The following is a 15737-nucleotide window of genomic DNA, read 5'->3' on the forward strand; positions in this document are numbered from 1 at the left end:
CCTTGAGCGAGACGACGCTGCCCCCGACCGGTGGAGACCGCACCGAGCCGCGCGACATCCAGCAGGAGATGCAGAACTCGTACATCGACTACGCGATGAGCGTGATCGTGGGACGAGCGCTGCCCGACGTGCGCGACGGCCTGAAGCCCGTGCACGTCCGCGTGCTGTACTCGATGTTCGACTCGGGCTTCCGCCCCGAGCGCAGCTACAACAAGTGCGCCCGCGTGGTCGGCGACGTGATGGGCAACTACCACCCGCACGGCGACTCGGCGATCTACGACGCCCTGGTCCGCCTCGCCCAGCCGTGGTCGCAGCGCTACCCGCTGATCGACGGCCAGGGCAACTTCGGCTCCCCGGGCAACGACCCGGCGGCCGCCATGAGGTACACCGAGTGCCGGCTCACGCCGTTGGCCATGCAGATGCTGGCCGACATCGAGGAAGACACGGTCGACTTCCGCGACAACTACGACGGTCGCATCCAGGAGCCGACGGTCCTGCCGTCGCGCGTGCCGAACCTGCTGATCAACGGCAGCTCGGGCATCGCGGTCGGCATGGCGACGAACATCCCGCCGCACAACCTGCGCGAGGTCGCCGAGGGCGTGGTGTGGGCGCTGGACAACTGGGAGGCGTCCGACGAGGAGACCCTCGAGGCGATGATCGCCCGGATCAAGGGCCCGGACTTCCCGACCTACGGCCAGATCCTGGGCACGGCGGGCATCGAGGACGCCTACCGCACCGGCCGCGGCTCGGTGAAGATGCGCGCGGTCGTGGAGATCGACGAGGACGCCAAGGGCCGCACGATCCTGGTCGTCACCGAGCTGCCCTACCAGGTGAACCCGGACAACCTGGTGGAGAACATCGCCACCCTGGTCCGCGACCAGAAGCTCACCGGCATCGCGAACATCGCCGACGAGTCCAACCGCCGCTCGGGCATGCGCATCGTGGTCACGCTCAAGCGCGACGCGGTGGCCAAGGTGGTGCTGAACAACCTCTACAAGCACACGCAGCTGCAGTACTCGTTCGGCGTGAACATGCTGTCGCTGGTCGACGGCGTGCCGCGCACGTTGCGCCTGGACCAGATGATCCGGCACTACGTGAAGCACCAGATCGAGGTCATCGTCCGGCGCACGCGCTTCCGGCTGCGCAAGGCCGAGGAACGCGCCCACGTGCTGCGCGGCCTGGTCAAGGCGCTCGACCAGCTCGACGCGGTGATCGCGCTGATCCGCCGGTCGGACACGCCCGAGGTGGCGCGCACCGGCCTGATGGAGCTGCTCGACGTCGACGAGATCCAGGCCAACGCGATCCTGGAGATGCAGCTGCGCCGCCTGGCGGCCCTGGAGCGGCAGAAGATCATCGACCAGTTGGCCGAGATCGAGCTGGAGATCGCCGACTACAAGGACATCCTCGACAAGCCCGAGCGGCAGCGCGCGATCGTGCGCGAAGAGCTCATGGCGATCGTCGACAAGCACGGCGACGACCGGCGCACCCGGATCGTGCCGTTCGACGGCGACGTGTCGATGGAAGACCTGATCGCGGTCGAGGACGTCGTCGTCACGATCACCCGGACGGGTTACGCGAAGCGCACGAAGACCGACCTGTACCGCTCGCAGAAGCGCGGCGGCAAGGGCGTGCAGGGCGCCCAGCTCAAGCAGGACGACATCGTGCAGCACTTCTTCGTGTGCTCCACGCACGACTGGATCCTGTTCTTCACGAACAAGGGCCGGGTGTACCGGGCGAAGGCCTACGAGCTGCCCGAGGCCAACCGCAACGCGCGCGGCCAGCACGTGGCGAACCTCCTGGCGTTCCAGCCGGAGGAGGAGATCGCCCAGGTCATCCAGATCAAGAACTACGAGGTCGCGCCGTACCTGGTGCTCGCCACCAAGAAGGGCCTGGTCAAGAAGTCGAAGCTGTCCGACTTCGACTCCAACCGGTCCGGCGGCCTGATCGGCATCAACCTGCGTGACGACGACGAGCTGGTCGGCGCGGTGCTGTGCTCGGCGGAGGACGACCTCCAGCTGATCTCGGCCGACGGCCAGTCCATCCGGTTCCACGCGAGCGACGAGGCGTTGCGCCCGATGGGCCGCGCGACCTCGGGCGTGCTGGGCATGCGCTTCAACACCGGTGACGAGCTGCTGTCGATGGGCGTCGTCCAAGAGGGGCTGTTTGTTTTGGTGGCCACCGACGGTGGGTACGCCAAGCGCACGCCGATCGAGGACTACCCCGTCCAGGGTCGCGGTGGCAAGGGTGTGCTCACCATCCAGCACGACCGCAGGCGTGGCAGGCTGGTCGGCGCGCTCATCGTCGACGTCGACGACGAGCTGTACGCGATCACCTCCTCGGGCGGGGTCATCAGGACCAGCGCCAAGGAGGTGCGCAAGGCAGGGCGGCAGACGAAGGGCGTCCGGTTGATGAACCTCGGCGAAGGGACCACCCTGATCGCGGTGGCGCGCAACGCCGACGAGCCCGCGGACGTCACCAGTGGTGACGGCGGTGTCGTGGTCGACCCCGACGACGCGGGTCCGATCGTCGACCCCGCCGACGGTGACCAGGCTGAGCCTGCCAACTAGCGCGAACGAGAGGTTGAGGACAGCTCGTGACTCCACCCGAGAAGCCAGAGGACAAGACCGCGGTGATCACCCGGCCCGGCGCCGAGCCGACACCGGCGGCCGACGGCGAGCCCACGGGCGCCGAGACGCCGGCGGTCGACGCCTCGGGTGCGTCCGAGCAGCCCGAGGCGCCCGCGGCCGGCGCGACGACGGGCGACGGCAAGACCGAGACGGTCGAGCGGCCGGCCGGCGACAACGAGACCCACCACGCGCCGCCGCCGTGGCAAAGGGTGACGAGCGACACGCAGTACGGCGAGGCGCAGCAGGTCGGCCCGTCCGACCTGATGTCCGCGCCGGAGCACCCGACCGTGGAGGCGTCGCAGCCCGCGTACCCGGCCAGCGACCCGGACACGGTGGCGGTGGCCCGTCCCGTGGTGACGGGTGCCGCCGCGCCGGGTGCGGCGGGTTCGGCCCGCACGCAGGTGAACCTGGGCGGGCCGAACGGTCGCCCGGCCGCCGCCGCGCCGTCGGCACGTCGTCCGGGGCGCGGGCCGCGTCGGGCGAGCCTGCAGGTGAAGCGGGTCGACCCGTGGTCGGTGCTCAAGCTCGCCCTGGTGCTGAGCGTGGCGCTGTTCTTCGTGTGGCTCGTGGCGGTCGGCGTGCTGTACGGCGTGCTGAACGGCATGGGCGTGTGGGACAAGATCAACAACACGGCCAGCGACCTGCTGCAGGGCAACGAGACGGGCACCGACCCGCTGATCAGCGCGGGTCGCGTGTTCGGCGTGGCGGCGATCGTGGGCGCGGTGAACATCGTGCTGTTCACCGCCCTGGCGACGGTCGGCTCGTTCGTCTACAACGTCTCGGCTGATCTTGCCGGGGGCCTGGAAGTGACCTTGTCCGAGCGGGAGTGATCTACGACCACCCGATTTGGGGCCACGACGGGAGGTGCTGTAGTCTTGCCGTCGTTGCCCCGAGGGCCTATAGCTCAGACGGTTAGAGCGCTTCGCTGATAACGAAGAGGTCGGAGGTTCGAGTCCTCCTAGGCCCACCGGAAGTTCACAGGTGTTGCAGAGGGGAATCGCCGTGAAGAAGATCATCGCACTAGTCGCAGTCGCCGGTGCGGTTCTGTTCTTCGTCAAGCGCAGCCGCTCGGCCAAGGCCGACGCGGACCTGTGGCGCGAGGCCACCGCTCCCACCGACTGACCCGCGAGGGCGGTAGTCTGCCGCCCCCGTGAGGGGACGTAGCTCAATTGGCAGAGCACCGCCTTTGCAAGGCGGGGGTTAGGGGTTCGATTCCCCTCGTCTCCACTCGGGGGCGAGCTGTGTTCGCGGAGAGCGCGAACCCGCTCGCTCCGTTGTGTTTTGTGGGGGTGCAACCCCCACGCCCCGCCCGGGAGGCTTCGCCCCCGGACCCCCTTCGGGGCCTGCGGCCCCGGACCCCGCGTTGATCGCCCCGCCCGCCCGCCCCTTGTTGGGTTGGTGTGGAAGTCCGGTTTGTCGTGATGTGGGGTTGAGGGCGCGAAAGTTTCGTTTCCCGTGTTTTACTTGGTGGGTCGCTGTCGGACATCCGATGGGTGGACCGGTGGTGGCTTTCGCGGTACGGCAACAAGTGAGGGCCCGCACCCAATGCCGCTGGGTGCGGGCCCTCGTCTTGCCCACTGCTATGCCTTGACGAGTTCCTGTTCCCGCTTCCGAACGGCGAGCACCTTGTCCACGGCGTAAGAGCCGGGACCGGTGAACGCCAACAGCAGGAACACCCACGCGTACACCGCGGCCAGCTCACCCTTGTTCTGGATGGGCAGCAGCCCGGCGGGCTGGTGGACCACGAAGTACGCGTAGGCCATCGCACCGGAGGAGATCAGCGCGGCGATCCGGGTGCCGAGGCCGATGGTGATCAACGCACCACCGACGAACTCGATCAGGCCGGCCGGGCCGGACGGCCAGTCGGTGATCGACACGGCACCCTTGGAGCCCAGCACGCCGAACAGCTTCTGCGCGCCGTGGCACATGAACAGCACGCCGACGACAATCCGGAACACAGCGATGGCGTGGTCTCGACCGCGGTCAAAGATGTTCATCTTGACTCAGTCCTCACATTGCAGGGGCGGCCGGCAGGGTAAGACAACCGTAATGTGGATGACGTTGTGTGCCTAGGTGGTCACCGTGTCGATTCGCTGTCTGCCATCTGATTGACTGGCGGCCCTATGAACCGTGTGCTGCTCACCGCCCTGCCCTCCCTGCTGGTCCTCGGCGCGCTGGCCGCCTGCGCCACCGCCGACCCCACCTCGGCTCCCGCCGCCGGGACCACCACCAGCGCAGTGGCGAAGACGACGACCGCGCCCGCCGGACCGCCGCCCGCGCCGGAGCCCGCCACCGACGGCCAGTGCCCGTACCTGGCCTCGTCGGTCGTCCAGGAGGCGAACGGCCAGTTGGTGCGGAAGGTTCGGCTGTCCGCAGACGAACCCAACCCGGCCTGCTTCTTCTACGCCAACGCCTCGGACGTGCAGCTGTCCGTCTGGGTGTTCCAGGGTGAGCCGGCGACCGCGAAGGCGGTGGTCGACCGGGCCGCGCCCGTCGCCGACTCGAACCCGGCGACGGTGCCCGCCGGGTGGAACGGCGGCTCGCTGACCACCGACACGGGCGCGGTGTACGCCGTGGCCAAGGGCGGCAGCGCGGTGGTCGTGACCAGCAACCAGAAGCAGACGGTCAAGACCCGTCGGATCGCCGAGACCGTGGTCGGCAACCTCGGGCTCTGAGCGCACAAGGCTGCGCGCCCGTCCCGTGACGGGGCGGGCGCGCAGCACCTCTTCCGGTCAGCTGCGGCTGTGCTGGTCGGAGACCTGGCCGTTGCGGGCCGCGTGCGGGCGGACGGACTCGGCGGTGCCGGTGGGCTCGGACGTGATCTCCACGTCGTCCTCCTCCAGGTGCACCTCCTGCGGCCGCTTGGTCAGCGCGACGTACCCCGCGACCGCCGCGGCGGCGAACACGCCGAGCACCCACGGCCAACGGCGCCGCCTGGGGTGCCGGGCCGCGGCCATCTCCTTGCGCGCCTGCTTCGCGGCCTTGCGCACGTCCTTCGCGCGCACCTTGGCCTCCTTGCGGGCCCGCTCGGCGGCCTTCACCACGTCCTTGCGGACGCCCTTGGCCCTCTTCGCGAGCTGCTTGCGACCGCGCCGGGTGGACTTCTCGTACTCCTCGGCCTTCTCCACCAGCACGCCCGCCTTGTCGGCGACGACACCGCGGACGTAGTCCTTGGTCACACCGCGCTCGGCGAGCTTGCCCTCGGCGCGCTCCGCGAGTTGAACAGCCGCGTCCGCACCGACGTGACCAGCGCGGACGGCGCCGCGGCGAACAGCCCGCACCGCCTTGCCGACCGACTCCCCGGCCCGGGTCATGGCGTCTACCTCATCCATATCGCGCTCCAGAAGCTGTCGGTCAGTCACGTTCCAGGCAATACCCATCGTGCCCCTTCCCCAACCACCTCGCCCGGTGATGGCACGATGGGTGGTGTGGCAGACAGCAACGAATCGTTCGTCGGGACCAAGGTGACGGCGACCCTGCACACCACGCAGGGCGACATCCGCATCAACCTCTTCCCCGACCACGCCCCCAAGACGGTGGCCAACTTCGTCGGCCTCGCCGAGGGCACGAAGAGCTACTCCGAGCCCAACGCGAAGGGCGAGCCGACCGGTCCGTTCTACGACGGCGCGATCTTCCACCGGGTGATCCCGGGCTTCATGCTCCAGGGCGGTGACCCCACCGGCACCGGACGCGGCGGCCCGGGCTACAAGTTCGCCGACGAGTTCCACCCGGAGCTGCAGTTCAACAAGCCGTACCTGCTGGCGATGGCCAACGCCGGGCCCAACAGCAACGGCTCGCAGTTCTTCATCACGGTCGCGCCGACCACGTGGCTGAACTTCAAGCACACGATCTTCGGCGAGGTCGCCGACCAGGACTCGCGCAACGTGGTGGACGCGATCGGTTCCGCACCCACCGGCGCCGGTGACCGCCCGGTCACCGACGTGGTGATCCAGAAGGTCTCGGTGGAGCGGGCCTGAGTGGCCGACTCGCCGATCTCCCCGCCGCCCGGTGAGCCGATCGGGGCGCGACCAGACCTGCCGGTCTGCGTGCGCCACCCCGATCGGGCCACCGGGCTGCGGTGCGTCCGCTGCGACCGGCCGGCGTGCCCGGAATGCCTGCGCGAGGCGTCCGTGGTGCGCCGGCCACGCACGTTCGTCGGCGCGGAGTTCTCCCAGCGCATGGTGGTCACACCCGTGCTGATCGCGGTGAACGTGCTGTTCTTCGCGATCACCGCGGCCCAGGCGGGCAGCGTGGCGGGCAACCAGCGGTCGGCGCTGTTCCTCGAACTCGTCATGTACACACCGGCGGTCGCCTGGGACGGCGAGTGGTGGCGGCTGGTGACGTCGGGGTTCCTGCACTTCGGGCCCCTGCACCTGGCGTTGAACATGATCGCCCTGTACGTGCTGGGCCGTGACCTGGAACCCGTGTTCGGCAAGCTGCGGTTCTCCGCGGTGTACGGGGTGTCGCTGCTCGGCGGCGGGCTCGCGGTGTACCTGTTCGGCGGGATCGACACCGTGGTGGCCGGCGCGTCCGGCGCGGTGTACGGCCTGATGGGCGCGATGCTGGTGGCCGTGCTGCGGCTCAAGCTGAACCCCGGTCCGGCGCTGGGCGTGATCGGCTTGAACGTCGTGCTCAGCTTCACCCTGCCGGGCATCTCGCTGCTCGGGCACATCGGCGGGCTGGTGATCGGCGCGGCGCTGACGGCCGGGCTGGTCTACGCGCCCGCCGCGAAGCGGAACAACTGGCAGCTGGCGGCCGTGATCGGCGCGGTCGTGCTGCTGGCGGTGCTGGCGGTCGTGCGGACCGGGCAGCTGGTCTGACCGTGCGGTTGACCGTCCTGGGCGGCGTCGGCGCGTGGCCGACCGCCGACCAGCCGTGCAGCGGTTACCTGGTGGAGCACGACGGGTTCACGCTCCTGGTGGACCCGGGGTACGCGACGTTCCCGGCGCTGCAGGCGTTGCTGCCCGCGGCGGCGGCGGTGGACGCCGTGCTCGTCAGCCACGGGCACCCGGACCACTGCGCCGACCTCAACCCGTTGCTCCGGGCTCGTGCGCTCGGGCCTTCGGCGCCGGTGCTGCCGGTCCACGCGCCGGAAGGCGCGCTGGACCGCGTGCTGGCGCTGGACCAGGTGCCGCTGGCGCACGCATGCTCGGTGCACGTGGTCGAGCGGTCGTTCGAGGTGGGGCCGTTCCGGGTGGACACGTGGGACCTGCCGCACTTCGTCCCGAACGCGGGTCTGCGGCTGACCGCCGGTGGCCGGGTGATCGCCTACACGGGTGACACCGGTCCGAGCCCGGCGCTGGTGGACCTCGCGCGGGACGCGGACGTGTTCGTGGCCGAGGCGACGTTCGCCCGGCACGTGCTGCCGGCGGACAACGCGCCGTACCTGTCGACGGCCGAGCAGGCGGGTGCGAACGCCCACCGGGCCGGCGTCGGGCGGCTCGTGCTGGCGCACCTGTGGCCGGGCGTGGACCCGGCGGAGCACCTGGAAGCGGCCGGTCACCCGGCCGAGGTCGCCGCGCCGGGCCTGGTCGTCGAGCTCTAGCGGCTCGTCAGGGGCGCAGCGCGTGCAGGACGTCGACCACGTCGTGCGGGTCCGTGCCGAGGTCCAGCGGGGTGAGCACGAACAGCTGCTCGTGCTCGCCGTGCCGCCAGTCCAGCTCCAGCGTGGCCGTCTCGCGGCCCAGCCTGCGGGTGCGGGCCAGGCGCACCTTCACCTCGTGCCACGGCAGCTGCCGCGCGCCGCTCAGGGTGCGCACGGTGAGGCCTGAGTCGTCCACCAGCAGCCTGGGGCGGACAAAAGTGCCGTAGGCGCCCAGCGCCAGCAGAACGAGCGTGGCGATGCCCAGGAAGACCCGGCTCACCGGGTCCGAGCTGAAGATCGTGACCAGCAGGAACACGGCGGCCAGGCCCCAGGCGAGGCCGACGAGGCCGGGTTGGGGCGACCAGGTGCGCGGTGGGTTCACGCTTTCGAGTCTGCCGCACTTGTGGACAACTAGGGCCTCCCACCGGGGCTTGTGCAATTTGGCGCAAAGTTGTCCACAGGAGTTGTCCCCATTGGGGATGACTTACAGCCGTGTGCTTCGGTGACCGCGAGGTGAACGGGATGAACTACGGGGTAACGCGGAACGGCCCGGACGTGGAGCACGTCCGGGCCGTCGGCCACTTGGCGTAGCGCGTGGTCAGCGCCATTTCATGGTCATCAGCAAGCCGACGATCATCAGGGCGAATCCGATGCCGAAGTTCCAGGACCCGAGGTCCATCATCACCGGGACCTTCTCGCCCGCGATGTAGTTGACCACCAGCCACGCCAGCCCCAACAGCATCATGCCGAGCATCACGGCGACGTAGACGGGGTGCGACGGCCCCGCTGCCTTGACCTTCACCGGGGTGCGGCGATCGGCAGGCGCCGTGTAGACGGCCTTCTTGCGGACCTTGGACTTGGGCATGCTGTCCTCGCCTGACGGGTGGATAGGCCTCCAGTGGCGCGAGTTCACGTCCACTGCTGGATGAACACGTTAACGTAACCGAGCAGGTCCCTGAAGCACCGTGTAGTTCTGGAACGTTCGGCTTGGGAGGTTTTCCGGTGAGCTACGACCCGCCCCCGCCGCAAGGCGGCCCGCCGGGCCGACCGCCACGACCCAGGCCACAGCCGCCGCGCGCGACCGGCGAACCGCCGCTCCCCGGCCACCGCCCGCCCACGCCACCAGGTGGTTTCAGCAGGCCACCGACCCCGCCGGGCGGTTTCGACCGCCCCGCCGCCCAGCACCGGCCCGCCACGCCTCCCGGCGGTTTCGACCGCCCGCCGACGCCACCGGGTGGGTTCGACCGTCCCTTCGGCCACTCCGGCGACCTGGACCGGCCCGCGACACCGCCCGGAGGTTTCAGCCGTCCGGGGGAGTCCTACCCGCCCCGCACCGAGCCGCCTCCGACCGGTCGTCGGGCGCGTCGGGACGAGGGCGCGCCCGCCGAGCCGCCGTACGTCGAGCCGTACCGGGCCGAGCCCTACCCGGATCCCCACCAAGCGGAGTCCTACCCGGCGGAGTCCTACCCGGCGGAGCCGCCGCCGACCGGCCGCCGCGCTCGCCGCGACGACGTCCCGCCCCCTGTCCCGCCCCCGGTCGAGCCGCCGCCCACCGGCCGCCGTGCCCGCCGGGACGAGGCCCCGGTCGAGTCGCCCGTCGCCCGTCGCGCGCGCCGTGACGAGGTCGAGCAGCCCTTCGCCGAACCGCCCTACGGCGAGCCTCCCGTGCCCTCCCGTGCGCGTCGTGACGACGTGTCGCCGGTGGTCGAGCCGTACGCCGAGCCGCCGGTCGCCCGCCGTGCCCGCCGGGATGACGTGCCGCCGCCGGTCGAGCCGCCCTACGCCGAGCCGCCCGCGGTCCGCCGTGCCCGTCGGGACGACGTCGAGCCCCAGGTCGAGCCGCCGGTCGCCCGTCGCGCGCGCCGGGACGACGTCGCCGAGCCCGCCCAAGCCGAGCCGCCGGCCACCGGTCGCCGCGCCCGCCGCGACGACGTGCCGCCGCCAGTGCCGCCGCACGCCGAAGAGACCTCGTACGTCGAACCGGTCCGAGCCGACCCGCCGCCCACCGGCCGCCGCGCCCTGCGGGACGACGTGCCGCCCGTCCCGCCCACGGGCCGCCGCCGTCCCCCCGACGACCCGTCGATCCGGCCCGCGCCCTCCGAGGTGGCCGCCCGGCTCGGCGGCGCCGCGCCACCGGCCCCACCGCCCGGCGCGCCGCGTCCCCGGCCCGCGCCGCCGGAAGCCGACGCCACCCGCTACACCAACGCGTTCTCCGGCAGCCTCCCGCCGCCTCCGGGCGGCCGCCCGCCCGCCCCGCCGCGCCGCCCTCGTCCCGTCGACCCGCCCACCGAGGTCATCGCACCCGTGGACGACTACGACGATGAGTACGAGGACTACGACGACGAGTACTACGAGGACGACGCCTACTACGACGAGGACGACCAGCCCGCGCCCCCGCCCGACAGCACGGCGCGCAAGACCGTCCGCGCGATCGGCGAGCTGCTGATCACGGCGGGCCTGGTCATCCTGCTGTTCGTGGTCTACGAGGTGTACGTCACCGACCTCATCTCGGCGGGCAAGCAGGACGACGCCACCCAGGCGCTGGACGACCAGTGGAACGCGAACACGGTCGAGGTCGACGAGCAGCGCAAGGCCCAGTACGACCTGCTGGACGGCCAGGCGTTCGCCAAGATGTACATCCCGGTGTTCGGCCCGGACTACAAGTTCTCCATCGTCGAGGGCACCACCGACAAGGACCTGGAGATCGGTCCCGGCCACTACAAGGGCACCGCGCTGCCGGGCGACCCGGGCAACTTCTCCGTGGCCGGCCACCGGGTCGGCAAGGGCGCGCCGTTCAACGACCTCGACCTGCTCGGCTCGTGCGACGCGATCGTGGTCGAGACGCAGACCCAGTGGTTCGTCTACCGGGTGCTGCCGAAGTCCGGCGAGGCGGCGAACTGGGCGGAGCGGCAGTCCGACCCGAAGTGCGCGAAGGTCTCGCCGCTCGGCGCGCCCTACGACAAGGCGGTCGGGCAGTCGATCGTGCTGCCCACGCAGGGCGAGGTGATCAACCCCGTGCCCTACTTCGAGGGCGAGATCCCCGCGGCGCAGCAGGCGGCGCTGATGACGCTGACCACCTGCCACCCGCGGTTCTCCGACAAGCAGCGGCTCATCGTGCACTCGGTGCTGACGATGAGCTACCCGAAGGCCCCCGGCTTCGTGCCCGAAGAGATGAAGGAGCAGTGATGTACGGGTGGATCTGGCGGCACCTACCCGGCCCGCTGCCCGTGCGCGTGCTGGAAGCGCTGGTGCTCGTGGCCGGCGTGGTGGCGCTGCTGATGTTCGTGGTGTTCCCGTGGGCGGAGCCGAAGCTGCCGTTCAACAACGTGACGACGGCCCAGTAGCCCTCACGACCGGCAGATGTCGGTCATCTCGGCCCGGTCGACGACCTTCACCCGGTCACGGCCGCGCGCGGCGCCGAGGGCAAGTTCGTGGGCGTCCAGCTTGCGCCACCCGTCCACGGTGGTGAACGGCACGGCGCGCTGCTCCAGGAACCGGACCACGGCGTCGGGCGCGCGGCTCGGCGCGACCGGCAGCAGCGGCGCGTCCGCGAGCAGGCTGGTCACGGTCTCCAGCGCGTCGCCCTTGGTGTGGCCGATGAGCCCGACCGGGCCGCGCTTGATCCAGCCGGTGACGTAGACGCCGGTCATCGCCTGGTCGTCCAGGTCGAGCACCCGGCCCGCCTGGTGCGGCACGGTGCCGGACGTGTGGTCGAACGGCAGGTCGACCAGGTGCGTGGACAGGTAGCCGACGGCCCGGTACACCGCCTGCACGGGCCAGTCGGTGAACTCGCCCGTGCCGCGCACGCCGCCGTCGCCGGTCAGCTCCATGCGCTCGGTGCGCAGGCCGTCGACCGACGACGCACCCAGCACCTCGACGGGCGCTTCGAGGAAGTGCAGGTGCAGTCGGCGCGGGCGCGAGCCGACGTCGCGGATCGCCCACTCCTGCAGCGTCCTGACCACCATCTCGACCTGCTTGTTCGACCGGATCGACGCCATGCTCGCCGCGTCGAAGTCGATGCCCTCGGGGTGCACGACGACCTCGACGTTGGGCGAGTGGTCGAGTTCGCGCAGCTCCAGCGGGGTGAACTTGGCCTGCGCCGGCCCGCGGCGGCCGAACACGTGCACGTCGGTGACCGGGCTGGCCTTCAGGCCCTCGTAGACGTTGTCCGGGATGTCGGTGGTCAGCAGCTCGTCGGCGGTCTTGGCCAGCACGCGGGCGACGTCGAGCGCGACGTTGCCGACGCCGAGGACGGCGACTTCGCGGGCCCGCAGCGGCCACGTGCGCGGCACGTCGGGGTGCCCGTCGTACCAGGACACGAAGTCGGCCGCGCCGTAGGAGCCGTCCAGGTCGATGCCGGGGATGTCCAGCGGCCGGTCCTTCTCCGCGCCGGTGGAGAAGACCACCGCGTCGTAGAAGTGCCTGAGGTCGTCCAGCTTGAGGTCCACGCCGTACTCGACGTTGCCGAAGAACCTGATCCCCGGCCGGTCGAGCACGCGCTGCAGGGCGTTGACGATGCCCTTGATGCGCGGGTGGTCGGGCGCGACGCCGTACCTGATCAAGCCGTACGGCGCGGGCATCCGCTCGAAGAGGTCGATGCCCACCTCGACGCCGGACTCGGCCGCGGACTTGGTCAGGATGTCGGCGGCGTAGATGCCGGCGGGGCCGGCGCCGACGACGGCGACGCGCAGGGAACGGGTCATACCTCAAGGTTAGGTGAGCCTAAGCTCACTTCTGGCGAGAGGTTCGTCACGGCTACGCTGACGCCATGCGCGTGCTCGTGGTCGACAACTACGACAGCTTCGTCTACAACCTCGTCCAGTACCTGGCCCAGCTCGGGGTCGAGTGCGTGGTGCGGCGCAACGACGCCGTCGAGCTGGACGAGATCGCCGGGTTCGGCGGTGTCCTCGTCAGCCCGGGCCCCAGCACGCCGGACAAGGCGGGCAAGAGCATGGACGTCATCCGCCACTGCGCGGACCACGGCGTCCCGGTGTTCGGGGTGTGCCTCGGCCACCAGGCCATCGGCGCGGTGTGGGGCGGCACGGTCGACCTCGCGCCGGAACTGCTGCACGGCAAGACCAGCGTCGTGCACCACAACGGCGGCGGCGTGCTCAAGGGCGTGCCGAGCCCGTTCACCGCGACCCGCTACCACTCCCTGACCGTGCTGCCGGACACCATTCCGGCCGAGTTCGAGGTGACCGGGCGCACCGAGTCCGGCGTGGTCATGGCCATGCGCCACCGCGAGCTGCCGGTCGAGGGCGTCCAGTTCCACCCGGAGTCCGTGCTGACCGACGGCGGCCACCGGATGCTCGCGAACTGGCTCGCCGTGTGCGGTTTCGAGGTGCCGGAGGGCACCGTGACGCAGCTGGAGAACGGCATGCGCCAACTCGCCGCGGCGGCCCGCGCGAAGTAACCGACCCGGACCAGACGGGCCCGGACCCGACGAAAAAGGCCCCCTCCGGCGTGGAGGGGGCCTTCTCACTGCCCGGCTATCTGGTGGACGTGGGTCCGCCGCCGATCTTGAACTCGCCCATGATCACGTTGATCCGCGCGTTCTTGGCCGCCGGCGCGTTCGGCTTGATCTCCTGGTCCCGGATCTTCTTGTCCTGGCCGATGTCGGACACGACCTCCCGATCGGTGACGGTCAGGTCGTTGCCCGTCCAGCCGGCCTGGCTCAGCTTGGAGCGCGCCTGGTTCTCGGTGAGGCCGCGCAGGTCGGGCATGAGGAACTGGTTGTTCTTGGACACGCTCAACGTCACCAGCGTGCCCTTCTCCACCCGCCCCGGACCGGGGTTCTGGGCGACGACCTCGTTGAGCGGCTCCGGGCTGTCGGCGTCCTTGGTCTGCACCTTGAACCCGTTGCCCTCGAGCGTGGCGCGCGCGTTCTCCACCGTCTGGCCGGTCACGTCCGGCAGCTGCACGGTCTCCGGCGCCTTGCCCAGCGACACCGTGACCGCGCTGCCCTTGGCCGCGGAGACGCCGGGGTTGGGCGACTGCGACACGACCTTGCCGACCAGGTTCGGGTCCTCGGTCTCGACGGTCTCGGTGGCCTGCTGGTAGACCCAGCCCTCGGCTTCCAGCTTCTTCTGCGCGTCCGCCGGAGTCAGACCGGTGACACCGGGCACCGGCGCCGACGGGGGGGCGTCGCCGACCACCATCTTGACCGTGCTCCGCTTGTCCACCTCGCGGTTGGCCGGAGGGTCGGTCGAGATCACCTTGCCGATCTGGTCGAGGGTGCAGGCGGGCTCCGCGCCCGGCTGGCACGGCGTCAGCACGACCTCGACGGCCAGCTGTCGGCCCTCCAGCTCGGCGAACGCCGCCGACTGCTCCTTGCCCACCAGCGACGGCACCGTGACCTTCTCCGAGCCTGCGGTGTTGTCGTCGCCGCCGAGCAGCGAGGTGGTGATCCACGCGGCGAGCGCGAGCACGGCGATGCACAGCAGGACGACCAGGGTGACCATGATCGCCTTCTTGCGCCGGGCGCGCCGCTCTTCCTCTTCCTCGGCCAGCGGGTCGTAGTCGGCGGGCTCCTCGCGCTGCGCCGACGGCCGGTGCCGACCGCCCGCGGCAGGCGCGATCTCGGTGCGCGGCGCCGACGTCTGGTTGAGCACCGCGGTGCGGTCCTCCGCCGTCATCACGGCGGGCGCCGACGGCCGCTGCCCGGACAGCACGCGCACCAGGTCCGCGCGCATCTCCGCGGCCGACTGGTAGCGGTTGGCCGGTCCCTTGGCCATCGCCTTGAGCACGATCGCGTCCAGCGCGGGCGTCACCTTCGGGTTCAGCGCCGACGGCGGCTTCGGGTCCTCCCGCACGTGCTGGTAGGCCACGGCCACGGGAGAGTCGCCGGTGAACGGCGGCTCGCCGGTCAGCAGCTCGAACAGCACGCAGCCCGACGCGTACACGTCGGACCGCCCGTCGACGGCCTCACCGCGGGCCTGCTCCGGCGACAGGTACTGGGCGGTCCCTATCACGGCGGCCGTCTGGGTCACCGCGGCCTGGCCGTCGTGCACCGCGCGCGCGATGCCGAAGTCCATCACCTTCACCGCGCCCGCCCGCGTGATCATGACGTTCGCGGGCTTCACGTCCCGGTGCACGATGCCGTGCCGGTGGCTGAAGTCCAACGCGGCCGACACGTCGGCCATGACCTCCATCGCCCGCTTGCCCGATAGCGGACCCTGCGTCTTCACGATGTCGCGCAGCGTGCGGCCGTCGACGAACTCCATGACGATGTAGGGCAGCGGGCCGTACTCGGTCTGGGTCTCACCGGTGTCGTAGACCGCGACGATCGCGGGGTGGTTCAGCGCCGCCGAGTTCTGGGCCTCGCGACGGAACCGTTCCTGGAACTGGGTGTCGCGGGCGAGGTCGGCGCGCAGGACTTTGATGGCCACGTCCCGGCCGAGCCGGACGTCCCGGCCCTTGTGCACCTCCGACATGCCGCCGTAGCCGAGGGTCTCACCCAGTTCGTAGCGGTTGGAGAGCAGTCGCGGAGTGCTCATCAGTGCTTCGTCCCGCTCCTCGTCAACGGT

15 protein-coding genes, 2 tRNA genes and 1 pseudogene are annotated in these 15737 nt (G+C 70.8%); 12 read left to right on the top strand and 6 right to left on the bottom strand.

Annotation, left to right across the window (positions count from 1 at the left end; all coding sequences use genetic code 11):
- Positions 1-2: 2 nt before the first annotated feature.
- The 5 genes and pseudogenes from gyrA (at position 3) to ADK67_RS01860 (ending at position 3854) form a co-directional block, all read left to right on the top strand.
- A complete protein-coding gene (gene gyrA, locus ADK67_RS01845; RefSeq protein WP_053714558.1) occupies positions 3-2567 on the top strand; it encodes a DNA gyrase subunit A in 2565 nt (854 codons plus the stop codon).
- Between the two features lie 26 nt (positions 2568-2593).
- Positions 2594-3457, top strand: coding sequence for a DUF3566 domain-containing protein (locus ADK67_RS01850; RefSeq protein ID WP_053714559.1), 864 nt, complete (start codon positions 2594-2596; stop codon positions 3455-3457).
- A 63-nt stretch (positions 3458-3520) separates the two neighbouring features.
- Positions 3521-3594, top strand: a tRNA-Ile gene (locus ADK67_RS01855).
- A 35-nt stretch (positions 3595-3629) separates the two neighbouring features.
- Positions 3630-3746: pseudogene (locus tag ADK67_RS53265) on the top strand (DLW-39 family protein); the annotation flags it as partial.
- A gap of 35 nt (positions 3747-3781) precedes the next feature.
- Positions 3782-3854, top strand: a tRNA-Ala gene (locus ADK67_RS01860).
- Positions 3855-4207: 353 nt separating this feature from the next.
- Here ADK67_RS01860 and ADK67_RS01865 read toward each other — a convergent pair.
- Positions 4208-4624 carry a DoxX family protein gene (locus ADK67_RS01865; RefSeq protein WP_053714560.1) on the bottom strand — a complete coding sequence of 139 codons (417 nt, stop codon included), beginning with the start codon at positions 4622-4624 and terminating at the stop codon, positions 4208-4210.
- 126 nt (positions 4625-4750) lie between these two features.
- On the opposite strand from ADK67_RS01865, the gene ADK67_RS01870 reads away from it, so the two are divergent.
- Positions 4751-5302: a DUF2020 domain-containing protein gene (locus ADK67_RS01870; RefSeq protein WP_053714561.1), complete on the top strand. Its 552-nt coding sequence runs from the start codon at positions 4751-4753 to the stop codon at positions 5300-5302.
- A 57-nt stretch (positions 5303-5359) separates the two neighbouring features.
- Here the strand turns inward: ADK67_RS01870 and ADK67_RS01875 are convergent, their stop codons facing one another.
- Positions 5360-5941 (bottom strand): hypothetical protein, encoded by a 582-nt coding sequence (locus ADK67_RS01875; protein ID WP_053714562.1) that lies wholly within the window; start codon positions 5939-5941, stop codon positions 5360-5362.
- Between the two features lie 114 nt (positions 5942-6055).
- Between ADK67_RS01875 and ADK67_RS01880 the strand changes: the two genes are divergently transcribed.
- Genes ADK67_RS01880 through ADK67_RS01890 form a run of 3 tightly spaced genes read left to right on the top strand, consistent with a single transcriptional unit; the run spans position 6056 to position 8172 of the window.
- Positions 6056-6604, top strand: coding sequence for a peptidylprolyl isomerase (locus ADK67_RS01880; RefSeq protein ID WP_157619845.1), 549 nt, complete (start codon positions 6056-6058; stop codon positions 6602-6604).
- The gene (locus tag ADK67_RS01885; RefSeq protein WP_053714564.1) at positions 6605-7447 is read left to right on the top strand and encodes a rhomboid family intramembrane serine protease; all 843 of its coding nucleotides are present in this window, start codon (positions 6605-6607) and stop codon (positions 7445-7447) included.
- Between the two features lie 2 nt (positions 7448-7449).
- Positions 7450-8172, top strand: a complete 723-nt coding sequence (locus tag ADK67_RS01890; RefSeq protein ID WP_053714565.1) for an MBL fold metallo-hydrolase — start codon at positions 7450-7452, stop codon at positions 8170-8172.
- Between the two features lie 7 nt (positions 8173-8179).
- On the opposite strand, the gene ADK67_RS01895 is transcribed toward ADK67_RS01890, so the two are convergent.
- Both ADK67_RS01895 and crgA read right to left on the bottom strand, forming a co-directional pair.
- Positions 8180-8593 carry a PH domain-containing protein gene (locus ADK67_RS01895; RefSeq protein ID WP_063797466.1) on the bottom strand — a complete coding sequence of 138 codons (414 nt, stop codon included), beginning with the start codon at positions 8591-8593 and terminating at the stop codon, positions 8180-8182.
- A 216-nt stretch (positions 8594-8809) separates the two neighbouring features.
- Entirely contained in the window at positions 8810-9076 is a 267-nt protein-coding gene (gene crgA / locus ADK67_RS01900; protein WP_053714567.1) for a cell division protein CrgA, read from the bottom strand.
- Between the two features lie 137 nt (positions 9077-9213).
- Here crgA and ADK67_RS55245 point away from each other — a divergent pair, with 137 nt between their 5' ends.
- Both ADK67_RS55245 and ADK67_RS52040 read left to right on the top strand, forming a co-directional pair.
- On the top strand, positions 9214-11397 hold the full coding sequence (locus tag ADK67_RS55245) for a class E sortase (protein ID WP_442974081.1): 2184 nt from the start codon (positions 9214-9216) through the stop codon (positions 11395-11397).
- Positions 11397-11555 (top strand): hypothetical protein, encoded by a 159-nt coding sequence (locus ADK67_RS52040; protein ID WP_015097467.1) that lies wholly within the window; start codon positions 11397-11399, stop codon positions 11553-11555. The genes ADK67_RS55245 and ADK67_RS52040 overlap by 1 nt, the downstream gene beginning before the upstream one ends.
- Positions 11556-11558: 3 nt before the next feature.
- Here the strand turns inward: ADK67_RS52040 and ADK67_RS01910 are convergent, their stop codons facing one another.
- A complete protein-coding gene (locus tag ADK67_RS01910) occupies positions 11559-12914 on the bottom strand; it encodes an FAD-dependent oxidoreductase (RefSeq protein WP_053714568.1) in 1356 nt (451 codons plus the stop codon).
- 65 nt (positions 12915-12979) lie between these two features.
- On the opposite strand from ADK67_RS01910, the gene ADK67_RS01915 reads away from it, so the two are divergent.
- Complete coding sequence (locus tag ADK67_RS01915) at positions 12980-13624, top strand: aminodeoxychorismate/anthranilate synthase component II (RefSeq protein ID WP_053714569.1); 645 nt, start codon at positions 12980-12982, stop codon at positions 13622-13624.
- A 76-nt stretch (positions 13625-13700) separates the two neighbouring features.
- Here the strand turns inward: ADK67_RS01915 and pknB are convergent, their stop codons facing one another.
- Entirely contained in the window at positions 13701-15707 is a 2007-nt protein-coding gene (gene pknB / locus ADK67_RS01920) for a Stk1 family PASTA domain-containing Ser/Thr kinase (protein WP_053714570.1), read from the bottom strand.
- Positions 15708-15737: the final 30 nt, after the last annotated feature.

The organism is Saccharothrix sp. NRRL B-16348, assembly GCF_001280085.1.
Lineage (GTDB): Bacteria > Actinomycetota > Actinomycetes > Mycobacteriales > Pseudonocardiaceae > Actinosynnema.